Below are 17,506 nucleotides of genomic sequence, written 5' to 3'. Positions count from 1 at the left end.
TTCGTTCAGTCCTGCAGGCCGGGCTCGCCCTTGGCCAATAGCACCCGCGAACCGTCCAGCAGGCCGCGACTGAGCTTGCCGTCCTCGATGAACAGCAGTTCGCCGTTCTCGCCATTCTTGATGCTGCTGTCGATGGCGATCACGCGGTCGTCGTGGAAGCTGCTGACGTGTGGCATGGAGGTGTGGCCGACCACGATGCGCTTGAGCTGGAGGCGGTCGAGCACCGCCTGCACGCCTTGGGTGTCCAGGCGTCCGTCGAAGTAGCCGCGGTACCAGATCGGGCTGGTCTTGCCGTCGTACAGCGGTGCAGTGGCGGGGTCTGCCTTCACCTCGGCCTTGGGGATGCCCAGCGAGGCTTGGTAGGCGGCGTTGGTGTGGGCCGGGTCCAATGTCATCTGCACGGCATCGGGCGAGATGCCGCCGTGCAGGAACAGGGTATCGCCGATCTGCAGCAGCACCGGGCGCGTGCGCAGCCACTGGCCGATCACCGAGTCGGCACCATACAGCTGCGGATAGCTGCGGCCGAGCAGCTGCGCGCTGCGCAGGTACTTCGGGTTGACGTAGCGCAGGTCGTCATAGAGCACCATGGTCTCGTGGTTGCCGAGCACGAAATGCACCGCGCCACCGGCCGCCGCCGCCTGCTGCTGCAGGCCGTACAGCAGCCAGAACGCTTCGGTCACCTGTGGGCCGCGATCGAACACGTCGCCCGCGATCACCAGCGTGTCCGTGCCCAGTGCCCAGCGGTCCTGCGCGTCGATCACCCGGTTGGCGCGCAGCAGACGGACCAGCAGCTCGTACTGGCCGTGGATGTCGGACACGGCGACGATGCGCGGCACCGCCGGCACCGCCGGCAGCACGGATACCGACGGTGCATTCGGCGGCAGCACATGCACCGCATGCGCGTAGCCGCAGTGCGCGGCAACATCCGTGCCCTCGCTGCCAGCGTGCACGGTATGGGTTTCCACCTGGTCCTGGCAGATCCACTGCGCTTTCAGCTGCGCGCCTTCACGGAACACGTAAGGACCATCGCTGTCGACGTGTTCTGCGGGTGCTGCCACGTCGCGGGCCGAGGCCAGTGGTGCGGCCAGCAGCAGGACCAGCGGCAGCAGGATCGAAACGGTTCGGGCGTAGTTCGGCATCGGCGGCATTCAGCGGCAGGAGACCAGCGATGCTAACTGCCCGGGGACGTCGCCGGTGTGCGTGAACGGGCGGATCAGGCCCGGCCGACTCCTTCCTTGAGCTTGCGTACGCGGGTATCGGCGGCGTGCAGGGGCTGGCCATCGCGTCCGTGGGGTTGCATGTAGGGCAGCGGCCGGCGGCTGCTGGATTCGATCAGCTGCGAGTGTGCCTCGCCAGCAGCGAAGCGATGCCGTTCTCCCCATTGGCGCAGGGCGACCAGCAGCGGGAACAGGTCCTGGCCGGCCGCGGTCAGCACATAGTCCTGGTACGCGCTGCCATCGGCGGCAGGCTGCTGCACCAGCAGCCCCGCCTCGACCAGTCGCCGCAGGCGGTCGCTGAGGATGTTGCGCGCCGCGCCCAGGCTGCGCTGGAAATCGCCGAAGCGGCTGATGCCATCGAAGGCATCGCGGATGATCAGCAACGCCCAGCGGTCGCCAAGCAGATCGGCGCTGCGGGCCACGGGGCAGGGGCTGTTGGCGTGCATGGGGAATGTCCTCGATTGTAGTTGCAGTTTAAAACCAGTGGCGCTACCGTGCACGCAGTTTCAAATTGCAACCACAATGATGATGCCTTCGCTGTCCCGCCCGTTGTTGGGCCTGCTCGCTATTGCTGCCGGTGCCAGCGTGGCCAACGTCTACTTCGCGCAGCCGCTGCTGGAGCGCCTGGCCCACGATTTCGCCCTGGATGCCGCGGTGGCCGGTGCACTGCTGGCTGCCACCCAGGCCGGCAGCGTGCTGGCCCTGCTCGGGTTGCTGCCGCTGGCCGACCGTGGCGACCGTCGCCGACTGCTGCGGGTGCAGTTGCTGGCGCTGGTGGTGGCGCTGCTATGGCTGGCCGCCGCCCGCAGCACCACGTGGTTGCTGTCGGGCATGCTGCTGGCGGGGCTGCTGGGTACGGCGCTGACCCAAGGGTTGATCGCCTACGCCGCCAACCTCGCCGCACCGGAGCAACGCGGGCGGGTGGTTGGCATGGTCCAGGGTGGCGTGTTCATCGGCCTGCTGTCGGCACGCGTGGTGTCCGGGGCGGTCGCCGCCGTGGCGGGATGGCGCGCGGTGTACCTGCTGTCGGCACTGTTGATGGCAGCGCTGGCACTTCTGCTGTGGCGGCGGCTGCCGCACGTGCCCGTGCCTGCAATGGCGCCGGCGTGGCGCGAGCTGCTGCGTTCCATGGTCCAGATGCTGCTGCAGGATCGGGCACTGCGCGAACGTGGGCCCTTGGCGCTGCTGTTGTTTGCCGGTCTCAATGTGTTCTGGGCGGCGGTGCCACTGCCGTTGTCGGCGCCACCCCTGAGCTGGTCCACTGCGGGCATCGGCGCGCTGGGCCTGGCGGGCATCGTCGGCGCGCTGCTGGCAGCAAGGGTCGGGCACTGGATGGATCGTGGCTTTGCCCATCGGGTGAGCCTGTGCGCGCTGCTGCTGATGCTGGTCGCCTGGGCGCCGTTGCTGGGCCTGCCGCAGTCGCTGGCGCTGTTGCTGCTGGGCGTGGTGGTGCTGGACCTGGGCGGGCAGGCGTTGCATGTGTCCAACCAGGCACTGCTGCTGCGCGCACCGGCCGAACAACATGGGCGACTGGTGGCGCTGTACATGCTGTTCTACGCGGTGGGCAGCGGTGCGGGCGCTGCCGCAGGCACCTGGATGCAGGCGCGCTACGGGTGGCCGGCAGTGTGCGCGCTGGGAGCGGGAATCGCCCTGCTGGGCTTGGCATGGTGGGCGACGTGGCGTATTCCGCGTAGGGCCGCCCGGTAGCGCCGACGCTGTTCGATGCCCTACCGCGCGCGCTGCAGGCTCAACGTTGCAGCGCGCGTCGCCCCGGTGCCTCGGGCAGTGCTTCGTCGGCCACCACCACACGGTTGCGGCCTTGCCGCTTGGCGGCATACATCGCCGCGTCGGCGCGCGCCATCAGCCGCTCGTAATCGGGATGCCCATCGTGTCCGGCCACGCCGATGCTGGCGGTCAGCCCCAACGTCTGTCCATTCGGCAGGGAGACCGGCGATTGTGCGATCTGCCGACGCAGGCTTTCGGCGATCACCTCCGCCTGCGACTCGCTCGCCGCCACCAGCACCACCACGAACTCCTCGCCGCCATAGCGGAACAGGTAGTCGCTGCCACGGGTCTGCTGGCCGAGCAGGGCGGCAACGTGCTGCAGCGCGCGGTCGCCGGCGTCGTGGCCATGGCCATCGTTGATCGCCTTGAAATGATCCAGGTCCAGCAACAACAGCGAGAACGGCGTGTGGTTGCGCGTGGACAATTCGATCTCACGGCGCAGCACGGTCGGCAGGAAGCGCCGGTTGAGCAGGTTGGTCAACGCATCGCTGCCCGCATCCAGTTCACCGATGCGTTCGAACAGCAGGGTCATCAGGTTGCGGATGGTGGCCAGGTCTTCACGGATCGCCGGCAGGGAGGCCAGACGCCGTGCCGGATCTTCATCCGTGGCGCGCTGCAGGCTGCTGTCGATGCGTGCCATCAGCTGGCCGACCTGTTGTGTCTCGCTGCTTTCGCCGAAGCTGGGAATGCCCTTGTGGGTGAACCACAGGCCGAATTCCGAGGTCGCCAGACTCGCGTTGTCGGCGCCTGTCGCATGGCCGGCGAGGGTGTACAGCAGGCTGTTTTCCCAATCCAGCAGCAGGGCACGCTGGCGCTCGCGCTCGGTGCTGACGTTCTGCACCAGCGAGAACAGCCGGTACGCTGCATCGGTGCGCGAAGAGCGCTCACGGGCGTGCGTGTAGGCCAGGGTCATGCCCTCCATGGCGATGTCCATGATCGCGCTGAGGCAATCGATGGCGGCGAAGGCGGTGTCGTTGTCTTGGGCATCGGCGCGCAGGCGCACGAACAGCTCATGCTTGAGTACGCGTGCACCGCGTGCTACCAGGTCAACCGGAATACCGACCCGTGCATGCACATCGCCGATTACCCGCTGTGCGGCGACCGTAGCGGCAATTCCATCCGCATCGGTGGTCAGCAGCTGGGCCAGCCAACGCTGCATCGCCGGTTGCAGGCGCTGCTTGACCTGTTCATGCGACAGGAAGCGGCGCGCACGCGTGTCCTGCAGCAACACTTCGTAGAAGCGCTGCGCCAGCGTCGGCGGTGCATCAGCGGCCACGGCATGCAGCAGCGCGGCGGCAGCGGGGCCGGCCTGCAGCAGACAGTGCTGCCAGGCCTGGGCCAGCGGTTGGCTGGCTTCGTCCAGTTGGGGTGTATCCACGTCGATCTCTAGCGGCGCACAACAGACCACGGTATCGGCCGCAGCTGTCGACGGTTGATGGCAGGTAAGCCAGCCAGTTTAAGCGCCATGCAGGCCGAAAAACCCGGGCAGAGCACATGCCGGCCGATGTCGCAATGCGTTGACGCATTTGAGAATCACTCGCATTTGTGAAAAAATGACGGCAGGAACCGACCTGCGGGCATCCCGCAGTGATCGTTCCACCTCTCCCGTCGCCGCCTCGTGCCCAATGCCAGAGGCTTCCGCTGCCCTGCCAGAAGGTCCAGAACATGCCTGCAACCACTCTTTCACCGCGCCCGCTGGCGCTCGCCGTCGCCGCCCTGCTGGCCGGGGCTGCGGTTACCGCGCATGCGGAAACCGATGCCACCGATATCGATACCGTGCATGTCACCGCCTCTCAGATCGCGCGGCAGGCGCTGGGCACTTCCACCATCACCGCTGAAGACATCGCCAAGCGACCGCCGGTCAACGACATCGCCGAACTGCTGCGTACGATGCCCGGCGTCAATCTGACCGGCAACAGCGCGTCGGGACAGTACGGCAACAACCGGCAGATCGATCTGCGCGGCATGGGGCCGGAAAATACCCTGATCCTGATCGACGGCAAGCGCGTGGGCGCACGCGACGCGGTGCGCATGGGCCGCAGTGGCGAGCGCAACACGCGTGGCGATACCAACTGGGTGCCGGCGGAAATGATCGAACGCATCGAAGTGCTGCGCGGCCCGGCGGCGGCGCGCTATGGCTCGGGTGCCTCCGGTGGCGTGGTCAACATCATCACCAAGCGCCCGACCGGCGACCTGACCGGCGCGGTTGATCTGTACGGTCTGGTGCCCGAACACAGTGCCGAAGGTGGCAGCGAGCGCGTCGGCCTGCAGCTGAGCGGGCCGATGACCGACACGCTGTCGTTCCGGCTGTACGGCAACCTCAACAAGACCGATGCCGATTCTCTGGATCTCAACCGCAACTTCGCCACCGGTGCCAATGCGGTACCGCCGGCGGGCCGCGAGGGCGTCAAGAACCGCGATGTCAACGCGCTGCTGCGTTGGGACGTGACCGCCAACCAGGTGGTCGAATTCGAGGCCGGCACCAGCCGCCAAGGCAACATCTATGCCGGCGACCGTGCGGTCAGCAACACAGGCACCTCCACCGGCGTCGATCTTGGTGCGCTGGCCGAGCAGCAGGCCGAGACCAACCGCATGTACCGCAGCACCGGCGCGATCACCCATCGCGGACGTTGGGGCGATGTCAGCTCGCGGCTGACCGCAGCAGTGGAAGGGGTCAACAATTCGCGCATCAACGAAGGCCTGGCCGGTGGCCCGGAAGGCAGCTTCAATGGCGCTGACTGGTCGACCTCGCGCCTGCGCAACTACCAGCTGGACGGCGAAGTGAGCTTCCCGACCACCCTCGGCGGCGCCGGGAACGTGTGGACGCTGGGCTTCGAATACCTCGACAGCCGGCTGACCGATCCGTATTCCATGAGCCAGTCCAGCAGCAGCGGTGGTGGCATTCCGGGCCTTTCGGCCGATCGCGCACGCGGCAAGTCCGATGCGCAGACCACCGCCGTCTACGTGGAAGACAACATCTACCTGGGCGAGCGCTGGATCGTGACCCCGGGCCTGCGTTTCGACCATCACAGCCAGTTCGGCAACAACACCAGCCCGAGCCTCAACGCGCAGTTCCGGCTCAACAGTGATTGGGTGGTGAAGGGCGGCATCGCACGCGCGTTCAAGGCGCCGAACCTGTACCAGTCCAACCCGGACTATCTGTATTACACCCGTGGCAATGGCTGCCCGAACGCATTGCCGAGCCTGGGCGCCGGTTGCTACATGCAGGGCAATGCGGATCTCAAGGCAGAGACCAGTCTGAACAAGGAACTGGGCGTGGAATGGGCACCGCAGAGCGGCTGGCAGGCCTCGTTGACCTACTTCCACAACGACTACAAGGACAAGATCCAGGCCGGCTACACCCAGATCGGCCTGACGGCCGACAGCAAGGGCCGCATCTTCCGCTGGGAGAACGCACCCAAGGCCATCGTGCAGGGGCTTGAGGGCAACCTGGTGATTCCGCTGCTGGGCGAGCAGGGCGACCGCCTGAAGTGGAGCAACAACTTCACCTACATGGTGGAGAACGAAAACAAGAGCACCGGCCAGCCGCTGTCGGTGATTCCCAAGTACACCGTCAACACCATGCTGGACTGGCAGGCCACCGAGCAGCTGTCGCTGCTGCTGACCGGCACCTTCTACGGCAAGCAGGAGCCGGCCACGGCCAACATCAACAACGATCCGCGCTGCACGGCCAACTGCGATGCGTCCACGGTGCTGCAGACCCGCAGCGCGTACAACGTCTGGGGCGTGAGCGCGCGTTACAAGGTGACCGATACGGTCAGCGTGGGCTTCGGCGTCAACAACCTGGCCGACAAGCGCCTGTTCCGCGAGGCCAACAGCAGCGATGCCGGTGCGGCGACGTACAACGAACCCGGCCGCGCTTACTGGGCCAGCCTGCGTTTCGGGTTCTGATCGTCAGGCGGTAGTGCCGGCCGTTGGCCGGCACCCTCCTCGTTTGCGCCGGCCGTGCAGGCCTGAAATGTTATAAACACCGTGATAGTTTCCCAACGCCCGCCGGCGTAGCCTGCCTCCATCGCAAAGGAGCTGTTGCCATGGGTCACGACCACGATCACCTGCCATCCGAGATCCGCCACGAGAAGCCCTTGTGGTGGGCGCTCGGCCTGACCTCCACCTTCCTTGTCGTGGAGGTGGTTGGTGCGTTCTGGACCAACAGCCTGGCGCTGCTGTCCGATGCCGCGCACATGGCCACCGACACCCTGGCGCTGATGATCGCGCTGGTTGCCGTGCGGCTGAGCCGGCGTCCGCCGGATGCGCGCCGCACCTACGGCTATGCACGCCTTGAGGCACTGGGTGCGATGATCAACGGCGCCATGCTGTTCGTGGTCGCCGGCTACATCCTGTGGGAAGCCATCGGTCGCTTCCGCCAACCTCAGGAGATCGCCTCCACCGGCATGCTGGTGATCGCCGCGGCCGGGTTGGTGATCAACATGATTTCCATGCGCCTGCTGCAGGCCGGCAGCGGCGAGAGCCTCAACGTGAAGGGGGCCTACCTGGAAGTGTGGGCCGACATGCTCGGCTCGGTGGCGGTGATCGTCGGTGCGCTGCTGATCCAATGGACCGGCTGGAAGCCGATTGACCCGATCCTGGCCGTGCTGATCGGTCTATGGGTGTTGCCACGCACCTATGTGCTGATGCGCGAAGCCATCAACGTATTGCTGGAAGGTGTGCCCAAGGGCATGGACGTAGCCAAGGTGCGCGACCGTCTGTCCGACCATGACGCGGTGCTGGACGTGCATGACCTGCACGTATGGGCCCTCGCTTCCAGCACGCCGGCGCTGACCGCGCACATCGTGATGCGCGAAGGCGACGATGCCGACCGCCTTCGTCGCGAACTCGGTGATCGCCTGCACGATGATTTCGGCATCGAACACGTGACCCTGCAGATCGAGGCTGACCACTGCGGCGAAGCCTGTGGCCAGCCGTCAGCAGCGAAGGACGACGATCACGCCGGGCACGATCATGCGGCGACCGATGCGCAGGGCCATCGCGGTCACGTGCATCGCTGAGCGGCATCAGCTCTGCGCTGCTTCTGCTCGTCGCGCCGTGAGGCCAGCCGATCCGCGAGCCGGGTCGGCTCGGGCAGACGATAGCCGCGCAGCGTGCGCTGCACCCAGGCCAGCGCGGTATCGGCGCTGACCCGATGTCCGCCGGCGACGAACAGCGGCTTGCAGCGCAGCTTGCTGCGCAGCACCCAGCCGAGCTGCTCGCTGCCATCCATCAACGGCGTATGCGCGCCTGCCTCGGCGCCCGGCTCGATGAAGCGGCCAACCAGCTTCGATTTGGCCACGCCGATGCTGGGCAGGTCGGTCACCACGCCCAGGTGTGCGGCAATGCCCAGGCGGCGCGGATGGCTGATGCCGTGGCCATCGACGAACACCAGATCCGGCGTTCGCTGCAGCAACGCCAACGCCGCCAGCAGCGCCGGCAGTTCGCGGAAGCTGAGCAGGCCTGGGATATAGGGCATGACGGTGGGGATGCGGGCGATTTCCTGCGCCACCGGCTGCAGGGTCTCCGCGTCGAGCAGTACGGCGGCAGCGCGGGTGATCGCGCCGTCTTCCTCGAAGCCGACATCCAGTCCCGCCAGCCAGCGCACGGTGGCGGGCAGGCGGTCCTGGCGCTGCACGCGGGAGGCCAGCTGCTTCTGCTGCTCGCGGGCGGCACTGACGCTGCCTTCCCAGCGTCCGGGGTCGATCACGGTATTCATCGGCCACAGGATGACATCCGCACCGCCACGGCGCGGTGAGCAGGCGCCGGGGCTACAATGGCCGCCTGCCTTTCCTCGCGTTGGAGACCCTGCAGTGACCCGTAAACTCGTACTGTTGCGCCATGGCCAGAGCCAGTGGAACCTGGACAACCGCTTCACCGGCTGGGTGGATGTCGACCTGACCGAGCAGGGGCGCCGGGAAGCGGCCGCCGCCGGTCGCCTGATGCGCGAGGAAGGCCTGCAGTTCGACGTCGCCCACACCTCCGTGCTCAAGCGCGCCATCCACACCCTGCAGGGTGCGCTGGCCGAGCTTGATCAGGATTGGCTGCCGGTGAGCAAGTCCTGGCGCCTCAACGAGCGCCACTACGGCGGCCTGCAGGGCCTGGACAAGGCCGAGACTGCCGCCAAGCACGGCGAAGACCAGGTCAAGGTGTGGCGCCGTTCGTACGACATCCCGCCGCCGGCGATGGACCTGGAAGATCCGGGCCACCCGATCCATGACCGTCGCTACGCCGGTCTGGACCGCAACGCGCTGCCGGGTACCGAATCGCTGGCCACCACCCTGGACCGCGTGCTGCCGTACTGGCACGACGCGATTGCTCCGCAGCTGAAGGACGGCAAGACCGTGCTGGTCACCGCCCACGGCAACTCGCTGCGCGCGCTGTACAAGTACCTCAACAACGTCTCGCGCGAGGAAATCCTCGAGCTGAACATCCCGACCGGCATCCCGCTGCTGTTCGAGTTGAATGACGACCTCACCGTGAAGTCGTTCCGCTACCTGGGTGACCCGGAGGCGGCACGCAAGGCTGCTGAAGCCGTGGCTAACCAGGGCAAGGCGAAGTAAGAACGAAGGGCCGGCGCACGCCGGCCTTCGCTTTTGTAGAGCCGAGCCCACGCTCGGCTGATGCATTGCCGACGTTTTCAGAAAGCAGCCGAGCATGGGCTCGGCTCTACAGGCGCACTCCTGTGACCTTTGGCCGGTCCGTATTGCCGGCCTTCCCGGCTACCCTGTGGAATTACCCGCAGGAGAGCCTCATGAACTTCCGCAATCTGGTCCCGCTGGGCCTGACCATCGCCATCGCTGCTTCGCTCGCCGCCTGTGGCAAGAACGAGACCGCGCCCGCTGCCGACGCCGCCAAGCCGGCGTTCGACCAGTCGCAGATCAAGACCGCGCTGATCAGCCTCAAAAGCGCCGATCTGGATCCGTCCATTGCTGCATGCGCCGACCTCAACGGCTTCGTCAACAGCAAGTGGCTGAAGGCCAACCCGGTGCCGGGCGACCAGACCACCTGGGGCAGTTTCGAGATCCTGCGCGAGCGCTCGCTGGAAGTGCAGCACGCGCTGGTCCAGCAGGCCGCCGCCAGCCAGGCCAAGGCCGGCTCGGTGGAAGCCAAGATCGGTGACATCTGGAAGACCGGCAACGACGAAGCGAAGATCGAGGCCGCCGGCCTGGCGCCGCTGCAGCCGACGCTGGACAAGATCACCGCGCTGAACGACACCGCCGCCATCACCCAGTACCTGCGCGACAGCCAGGCGCAGGGCCAGGGTGCGCTGTTCTCGCTGTTCGCCAATGCCGACTACAAGGATTCGGCGAACGTCATCGCCTACGTCGGCCAGGGCGGCCTCGGCCTGCCGGAGAAGGGCTATTACTTCGACGAGTCGCAGGCCAAGATCCGCGACGCCTACGTTGCCTATATCGCGCAGGTGCTGACGCTGTCCGGCGTGGACGCGGCGCAGGCCGCCGAACAGGCCAAGGCGGTGATGGCGTTCGAGACCCGCCTGGCCAAGGCCTCGATGTCGCGCATCGAGATGCGTGACCCGGCCAAGCGCTACAACCCGCTCAGCGCCGCCGACGCGGACAAGCTGACCCCGAACTTCAGCTGGACCGCGCTGTTCGACACCCTGAAGGTGCCGGCCGCACAGAAGTTCTCGCTGGCCCAGCCGGGCTTCTTCAGCGAGATGGACAAGATGCTGGCCGACGTGCCGGCCGCCACCTGGCAGTCCTACCTGCGCTTCCACACCATCGATGATGCCTCGCCGTACCTGAGCAGCCAGTTCGAGAAGGCCAACTTCGAGTTCTATGGCAAGACCCTGCGCGGCCAGCAGGAAATGCAGCCGCGCTGGAAGCGCGTGCTGGAGTCGGTCAACGGCGGCATGGGCGAAGCCCTCGGTCAGCTGTATGTCGATGCGGTGTTCCCGGCCGAATCCAAGGTGGCCATGCAGCACTTGGTGCAGAACCTCTCGGTGGCGCTGAAGGCTCGCCTCGAACAGCTGCCGTGGATGGGCGAGGAAACCAAGAAGAAGGCGCTGGAGAAGTGGGCCAGCTTCACGCCGAAGATCGGTTACCCGGACAAGTGGCGTGAGTGGACGGGCCTGCAGACCAATGCCGACAGCTACCTGGGCAACATGCAGGCCGCGCGCGCGTTCAACTACCGCTACATGCTGGACAAGGTCGGCAAGCCGGTGGACAAGACCGAGTGGGGCATGACCCCGCAGACCGTCAATGCCTACTACAACGCCACCAAGAATGAGATCGTGTTCCCGGCGGCGATCCTGCAGGCGCCGTTCTTCGACGCCAAGGCGGATCCAGCATTGAACTACGGCGGCATCGGCGCGGTCATTGGCCACGAGATGATGCACGGGTACGACGACTCCGGCAGCCAGTTCGCCGCCAACGGCAACTTCGACAACTGGTGGACCGACAGCGACCGCAAGGCGTTCACCGAGCGCACCGATCAGCTGGTCGCCCAGTTCGACGGCTACGAGTCGGTGCCGGGCGTGTTCGTGAAGGGCAAGCTGACCCTGGGCGAGAACATCGGTGATCTGGGTGGCCTGACCGTTGCCTACGATGCACTGCAGATGGCGCTGAAGGAGAACCCGAAGGCGAACGTTGAAGTGGACGGCCACAGCCAGGACCAGCGCTTCTTCATGAACTGGGCCACCGTGTGGCGTCGCAACTTCACCGACGGTGAGCTGCGCGTGCGCCTGAACACCGATCCGCACGCACCGGCGAACTTCCGTGCCAACGGTGCGCCGTCGAACATGCCGTCCTATGCCGCTGCGTTCCAGTGCAAGGCCGGCGATGCGATGGTGCGCGCAGACGACAAGCGCGTGGTGATCTGGTAACCGATCGCCCGCAACGCGTGAAGCAGAAGGCCCGGCGCAAGCCGGGCCTTTTCATTGGCAACCACTACAACCGGCTGCTGGTCAGCCCGGGCATTTCAGGTACTGCGACAACGTCGCCTGCCACGCGCTGGCCGGGTCGAAACCTGGCACCAGGCCGCCACCCGTGCCGGTGAAGTTGGACATGCCATGGGCCAGCATGTAGGTGGGGGTATACGAGGGCGGCCCCACGCGCTTGCTGAAGGTGCAGATGCCAGCGACATAGGCGGGCGCCTTGTCGGGGGTCAGCTGCGCCTTCAACGCGCTGTCGAAGCGGCCGAGATTGTCCTCGCCCATGGCCGAACCCGCCATCGCCTTCAGCGCGTTGTAGGCACCGTGTCCGGTCTCGTCAGCGACCCGCTGGCGATCGAAATGGGCGAATACGCCGGCGATGTTGTAGAGATCGATGGCGTCCTGCATGCGCCCATCCTGCACGCAGCGGGGCAGGGCGTTCATCAGGGCGGCGGGCGAGGTGCCGGCGGTGACCTGGCTGCGCGACAGGCAGACGGCAGTGGGCGCGTTGCCCTCCTGCTGGGCCTGCGCGAACGGCGCCAGGGCCAACAGCAACAGTCCCAGCGGTGCGGCGGTGCGGGTGTTTCCTTTCATGGGTGGTGCTCCTCGTAAGCAGGCGACCGTCTTTGGCCGACCATCAGCTTGCGAGGATTGCCGCGGCTGCGCAAGCGAGGCGCAGCCCGGCATGTGAATGCTCAGGCCAGCGCCGGCTCGTGCTTGAGCATGCCGTGGAAACGCTGCAGTACGTAGGGGTCGATCAGGCCGCCGGCCTGTTCATCGAGTATCCGCAGCACCGTCTCATGCTCCATCGCCGCGCGATAGGGGCGTGCACTGGTCATCGCATCGTAAGCATCGACGATGGTGACGATGCGTGCGCCCAGCGGGATGTTCTCGCCCTGCAGACCATCGGGATAGCCACTGCCGTCGAACGCTTCGTGATGGGCGCGGATCAGGCGAGCGACCGGCGCCGCATCGCTGCGACCGGTGGACAGGAAGATGTGTTCGCCACGTACCGGATGCTCGCGCATGATCGCGCGTTCTTCATCGCTGTGCCGGCGCGGGCTCAGCAGTACGTCGTCGGGAATGCCGATCTTGCCGATATCGTGGAAGCGCGCGGCCAGAGCGACCTGCGCGCAGGCTTCCTCATCCAGGTCGCAATGCAGGGCGAGGTGCTGTGCAAGAAGGCCCACGCGGTCGCAGTGGTGGCGGGTATAGGCATCACGCATCTGCAGCGACATCGACAGGGCGTCGATCAGGCAGGCCTGCGCGTGCAGGAGGTCGGGAGGTCTGGGCAGGGGCATCGGAACTGGCGGCGCGGGCAAGCCGCGCAGGAAACGGAAAGGCCCGCAAGAGCGGGCCGGGGCGGCGCATAGGGTACCCGCATCGGTGTTGCGCGGGGCCCATCGACGGTATCGCGTGGGGCCGTGCGTTCAGTCGTGCAGCGTGTCGTCGCCCCGGCCGCGTCGGCAACCGGGGCGGCGTGGATCAGCCGGTGGTCTGCAGGTGGATGCGATGGGCTTTGGCGAAGGCGTCCTGCGCGTCGCTCAGGGTCTGCATGTCTTCGTCCATTTTGGTCACGGCCTCATCCAGCGTCTGCAGCAGCGGGGTGACCTGTTCTTCGCTGTAGCCATCGGGCAGGGCAGCCAGCTGTTCCATCACCGCGAACATCTGTTCGGTGCTCTTCAGGGAATCGAGCAGGTTCTGGTGCAGTGCATCGGCGTCCTTGCCATGGGTGAACTGCTGGACGAAGACCAGCCGGTCGGCGATCTCCTTGTGCGCGTTCTTCAGGCCGAAGCGGTGCTGCTGCATGCTCTTGCCATCCTGCAGCGACGCATGGAAGGACTCGCCGTTCGGGCCGTTGGTCCATTGTTCGACCATGCTGACCGTGCCGTTCCAGCTGGCGACATTTTCGTGCAGGTAATCACGGTTGCTCATGCCGCTGTGGCAGGCGGCCAGCAGGCCCAGGCTGGTGGCGAGCAGAAGGGGGGCGAAACGATTCACGGCAACACTCCTTGTCGCGGGCGCAGTAAACGGAAAGGGCACCGGTCTGCCGCCCGCGGCGGACCGGAACCTTGGATATCGATCAGCGCAGGGCCAGGGTCAGCAGCAGCGCACGTGCGGCATTGAAGCGGTCTTCGGGCAGCGGCAGCGGATGCTTGACGCGCAGCTTGTCCGGACCGTCCATGGCATAGAGGTTCGGTTGTTTCTGGATCAGCTGGATCACCGCCATCGGATCGATGTTCGGCTTGGATTCGAACACGATGCGGCCGCCGTTCTCGCCCAGGTCCAGCTTGCGGATGCCCAGCGTGCTGGCCTGCAGCTTCAGCTCGGCGATGGCGAACAGGTTCTTGGCCGCGTCCGGCAGCAGGCCGAAGCGGTCGATCATCTCCACCTGCAGCTCGCGCAGCGCATCGCTGTCGCGCGCGCTGGAAATGCGCTTGTACAGCGTCAGGCGGGTGTGCACGTCCGGCAGGTAGTCGTCCGGAATCAGCGCCGGCACATGCAGCTCGACCTCGGCGCCACGCGCTTCTTCACCGGCATCGATGTCGGGCAGATGGCCCTGCTTGATGCTGCGCACGGCGCGTTCCAGCAGCTCGGTGTACAGGCTGAAGCCCACCTCGGCCATCTGCCCGCTCTGGTCTTCGCCGAGCAGTTCACCGGCACCGCGGATTTCCAGATCGTGGGTGGCCAGGGTGAAGCCGGCACCCAGTTCGTCCATCGAGGCGATCGCTTCCAGGCGCTTTTCCGCGTCGGGCGTGATCGAGCGACGGTCCGGTACAACCAGGTACGCATAGGCGCGGTGGTGCGAACGACCGACGCGGCCACGCAGCTGATGCAGCTGGGCCAGGCCGAAGCGGTCGGCACGGTTGATGATGATGGTGTTGGCGTTGGGGATGTCGATGCCCGATTCGATGATCGTGGTCGACAGCAGCACGTTGAAGCGCTGCTTCTGGAAGTCCAGCATCACCTTTTCCAGTTCGCGCTCGGGCATCTGCCCATGGGCGATGCCGATGCGCGCTTCGGGCACCAGCTCGGACAGCTCGCGTTGCATGCGGCCGATGCTTTCCACGTCGTTGTGCAGGAAATACAGCTGGCCACCGCGTGCCAGCTCGCGCTGGAAGGCTTCGCGCAGCAGCGCGTTGTCCCACTGGGTGATGAAGGTCTGCACCGCCAGCCGGTTCGGCGGCGGGGTGGCGATGATCGACAGGTCGCGCAACCCGGCCATGGCCATGTTCAACGTACGCGGGATCGGCGTGGCGGTCAGGGTCAGCAGGTGCACGTTGGCGCGCAGTGCCTTCAGCGCCTCCTTCTGGCGCACACCGAAGCGCTGCTCCTCGTCGACGACGACCATGCCCAGGTCCTTGAACTTCACGTCCGGCTGCAGCAGGCGATGGGTGCCGACGATGACGTCGATGGTGCCGGCGGCGACCTTCTCCAGCTCGGCTTTGATCTCCTTGGTGCTCTTGAAGCGCGACAGTACTTCGACCTTCATCGGATAGTCGGCGAAGCGGTCGCGGAAATTGCGGTAATGCTGTTCGGCCAGCAGCGTGGTCGGCACCAGCACCGCCACCTGCTTGCCAGCGCTGGCGGCGGCGAATGCGGCACGCACTGCGACTTCGGTCTTGCCGAAGCCCACATCGCCACAGACCACGCGGTCCATCGGCTGGCTGCTGGCCAGGTCACGCAGGGTGGCGTCGATGGCGGCCAGCTGGTCCGGGGTTTCCTCGAACGGGAAACCGGCGGCGAACGGCTCGTACATCGCGCGGTCCACCTGCAGTGCCAGTCCGGCACGCGCCTGGCGGCGGGCCTGGATCTCCAGCAGTTCGGCGGCCACATCACGCACCTTCTCGGCCGCCTTGCGCTTGGCCTTGCTCCACTGCTCGCCACCCAGCGAATGCAGGGGTGCGGTCTCGGCCGAGGCGCCGGAATAGCGGCTGATCAGGTGCAGCTGCGCGACCGGCACATACAGCCGGTCGCCCTTGGCGTATTCGATTTCCAGGAATTCGCCGGGCATGCCGCCGACATCCATCGCGATCAGTCCGCGATAGCGGCCGACACCATGGTCCTCGTGCACGATCGGCGCGCCTTCGGTCAGCTCGCCGAGATCGCGGATGATCGCTTCCGGCTCACGTCCGGCGCGGCGCGTGCGACGCGTTCTGCCCGCGCGCTCGGGGAACAGCTGGCGTTCGGTCAGCACCGCGATGTGCGGTGCGTCCAATGCGAAGCCATCTTCCAGCGGCGCCACGGCAATGGCGAAGCGTTCGTCGCTGGCCAGGAAGGACAGCAGGTCGGCCACCACCGGCGGCTTCAGCTCGGCGGCCTGCAGCACTTCCAGCAGGGCCTCGCGGCGGCCGGGTGAATCGGCGGCAATCAGCACGCGGCCAGGGTAGTGGCCGAGGAAGGATTTCAGTGCGTCACCGGCCGGCGCCTCGCGTGCGGCCACCGGCAGCGGCGGCAACGGCTGGTCGCCCAGCGCATGCGCCTCGGCAATGCGCGCGTGATCGGCCGCCCATACCTCGATGCGCGGTGCGTCGTTCAGACGCTCGCGCAGCAGGTCCGGCGACAGGTACAGCGCCGACGGTGGCAGCAGCGGCCGTTCAACATCATGGCGGCGCTGCTCGTAGCGCTCTCCGGTCTGCGTCCAGAAGGTCTCTGCCGCTTCAGCGGCACCGACGCAGACCACCGGCAGGCTGCCGGCAGGCAGGTAGTCGAACAGGGTGGCGGTGCGCTCGAAGAACAGCGGCAGGTAGTACTCGATGCCAGCCGGCGCCAGGCCCGATTTCAGATCCTGGTACAGCGAACTGCGGCGGGTATCGACGTCGAAGCGCTCGCGCAGGGTGGCCAGCACCCGCGCGATGCTGGCGTCGTCCATCGGCACTTCGCGGCCGGGCAGCATGTGCACCGCGTCGACCTTGTCCAGCGAGCGCTGGCTTTCCGGATCGAACGCACGGATCGAATCGATGTCTTCGTCCAGCAGCTCCACCCGCAGCGGCTCGTCGGCGCCCATCGGGTAGACGTCAAGCAGGCCACCGCGCACGGCGAAGTCACCCGGGTCCATCACCTGCGGCACGTTGCGGTAACCGGCGCTTTCGAGGCGACGCTTCTCCGCTTCCAGGTCCAGGCGCTGGCCGACTTCAAGATTGAAGCTGCCGCCGATGACGTAGCTGCGGGGGGCCAGCTGCTGCAGCAGGGTCTGCACCGGCACCACCACCAGGCCACGCTTCAGCGTGGGCAGGCGGTGCAGGGCCGACAGGCGCTGCGAAATGATGTCCGGGTGCGGGCTGAAGCGGTCGTAGGGCAGCGTTTCCCAGTCCGGGAATGCCACCACCGGCAGGCTCGGGTCGCCTCCCAGCAGGGTATGCAGGTCCGCTTCGATCTGGTTGGCACCGTGGTTGTCACGGGCCACCACCAGTACCGGGGCATCATGCGTGCGCGCTGCCTGGGCCAGATACCAGGCCAGGGCAGTGGGCGAGGCGGGGGCGCGCCACCAGGCGCGGAGCTGGCCGGCACGTGGCAACGGCGGGGCGGGGAATGGAGTACGCGACATGAACCGCGGATTTTAGCAGAAGCCCCCGCCGGGCCCATGATCATTACGTGACCGGGG

Annotated in this window: 13 protein-coding genes; 5 read left to right on the top strand and 8 right to left on the bottom strand. The window is 66.6% G+C overall.

Features of this window, described 5'->3' with window-relative positions:
- Window positions 1-5: 5 nt before the first annotated feature.
- On the bottom strand, window positions 6-1,148 hold the full coding sequence (locus QOL57_RS04465) for a metallophosphoesterase (RefSeq protein WP_089239709.1): 1,143 nt from the start codon (window positions 1,146-1,148) through the stop codon (window positions 6-8).
- A 65-nt stretch (window positions 1,149-1,213) separates the two neighbouring features.
- Entirely contained in the window at window positions 1,214-1,663 is a 450-nt protein-coding gene (locus QOL57_RS04460) for a helix-turn-helix domain-containing protein (protein WP_089239711.1), read from the bottom strand.
- 76 nt (window positions 1,664-1,739) lie between these two features.
- Between QOL57_RS04460 and QOL57_RS04455 the strand changes: the two genes are divergently transcribed.
- Window positions 1,740-2,924, top strand: a complete 1,185-nt coding sequence (locus QOL57_RS04455; protein WP_089239713.1) for an MFS transporter — start codon at window positions 1,740-1,742, stop codon at window positions 2,922-2,924.
- 40 nt (window positions 2,925-2,964) lie between these two features.
- On the opposite strand, the gene QOL57_RS04450 is transcribed toward QOL57_RS04455, so the two are convergent.
- On the bottom strand, window positions 2,965-4,380 hold the full coding sequence (locus QOL57_RS04450) for a GGDEF domain-containing protein (RefSeq protein ID WP_089239715.1): 1,416 nt from the start codon (window positions 4,378-4,380) through the stop codon (window positions 2,965-2,967).
- Window positions 4,381-4,667: 287 nt separating this feature from the next.
- Here QOL57_RS04450 and QOL57_RS04445 point away from each other — a divergent pair, with 287 nt between their 5' ends.
- Both QOL57_RS04445 and QOL57_RS04440 read left to right on the top strand, forming a co-directional pair.
- On the top strand, window positions 4,668-6,914 hold the full coding sequence (locus QOL57_RS04445; RefSeq protein WP_089239717.1) for a TonB-dependent siderophore receptor: 2,247 nt from the start codon (window positions 4,668-4,670) through the stop codon (window positions 6,912-6,914).
- Between the two features lie 140 nt (window positions 6,915-7,054).
- Window positions 7,055-8,029 carry a cation diffusion facilitator family transporter gene (locus QOL57_RS04440; RefSeq protein ID WP_088100452.1) on the top strand — a complete coding sequence of 325 codons (975 nt, stop codon included), beginning with the start codon at window positions 7,055-7,057 and terminating at the stop codon, window positions 8,027-8,029.
- Here the strand turns inward: QOL57_RS04440 and nfi are convergent.
- Window positions 8,014-8,727 carry a deoxyribonuclease V gene (gene nfi, locus QOL57_RS04435; RefSeq protein ID WP_089239719.1) on the bottom strand — a complete coding sequence of 238 codons (714 nt, stop codon included), beginning with the start codon at window positions 8,725-8,727 and terminating at the stop codon, window positions 8,014-8,016. The genes QOL57_RS04440 and nfi overlap by 16 nt on opposite strands.
- A gap of 94 nt (window positions 8,728-8,821) precedes the next feature.
- On the opposite strand from nfi, the gene gpmA reads away from it, so the two are divergent.
- Together gpmA and QOL57_RS04425 are read left to right on the top strand one after the other, a co-directional pair.
- Window positions 8,822-9,571 carry a 2,3-diphosphoglycerate-dependent phosphoglycerate mutase gene (gene gpmA, locus QOL57_RS04430; RefSeq protein WP_089239721.1) on the top strand — a complete coding sequence of 250 codons (750 nt, stop codon included), beginning with the start codon at window positions 8,822-8,824 and terminating at the stop codon, window positions 9,569-9,571.
- A gap of 191 nt (window positions 9,572-9,762) precedes the next feature.
- Window positions 9,763-11,853, top strand: a complete 2,091-nt coding sequence (locus QOL57_RS04425) for a M13 family metallopeptidase (RefSeq protein WP_089239723.1) — start codon at window positions 9,763-9,765, stop codon at window positions 11,851-11,853.
- 81 nt (window positions 11,854-11,934) lie between these two features.
- On the opposite strand, the gene QOL57_RS04420 is transcribed toward QOL57_RS04425, so the two are convergent.
- The 4 genes from QOL57_RS04420 to mfd form a co-directional block, all read right to left on the bottom strand.
- The gene (locus QOL57_RS04420; protein ID WP_089239725.1) at window positions 11,935-12,495 is read right to left on the bottom strand and encodes a hypothetical protein; all 561 of its coding nucleotides are present in this window, start codon (window positions 12,493-12,495) and stop codon (window positions 11,935-11,937) included.
- Window positions 12,496-12,596: 101 nt separating this feature from the next.
- Window positions 12,597-13,202, bottom strand: a complete 606-nt coding sequence (locus tag QOL57_RS04415; protein WP_089239727.1) for an HD domain-containing phosphohydrolase — start codon at window positions 13,200-13,202, stop codon at window positions 12,597-12,599.
- 184 nt (window positions 13,203-13,386) lie between these two features.
- Window positions 13,387-13,902 carry a hypothetical protein gene (locus QOL57_RS04410; protein ID WP_089239729.1) on the bottom strand — a complete coding sequence of 172 codons (516 nt, stop codon included), beginning with the start codon at window positions 13,900-13,902 and terminating at the stop codon, window positions 13,387-13,389.
- A gap of 82 nt (window positions 13,903-13,984) precedes the next feature.
- On the bottom strand, window positions 13,985-17,449 hold the full coding sequence (gene mfd / locus QOL57_RS04405) for a transcription-repair coupling factor (RefSeq protein ID WP_089239731.1): 3,465 nt from the start codon (window positions 17,447-17,449) through the stop codon (window positions 13,985-13,987).
- Between the last annotated feature and the right edge of the window lie 57 nt (window positions 17,450-17,506).

Source organism: Stenotrophomonas sp. yr243, assembly GCF_900184195.1.
GTDB lineage: Bacteria > Pseudomonadota > Gammaproteobacteria > Xanthomonadales > Xanthomonadaceae > Stenotrophomonas > Stenotrophomonas lactitubi.
The sequence above is the reverse complement of the archived record's forward strand: the minus strand, read 5'-3'. Positions and strand labels throughout refer to the sequence as shown.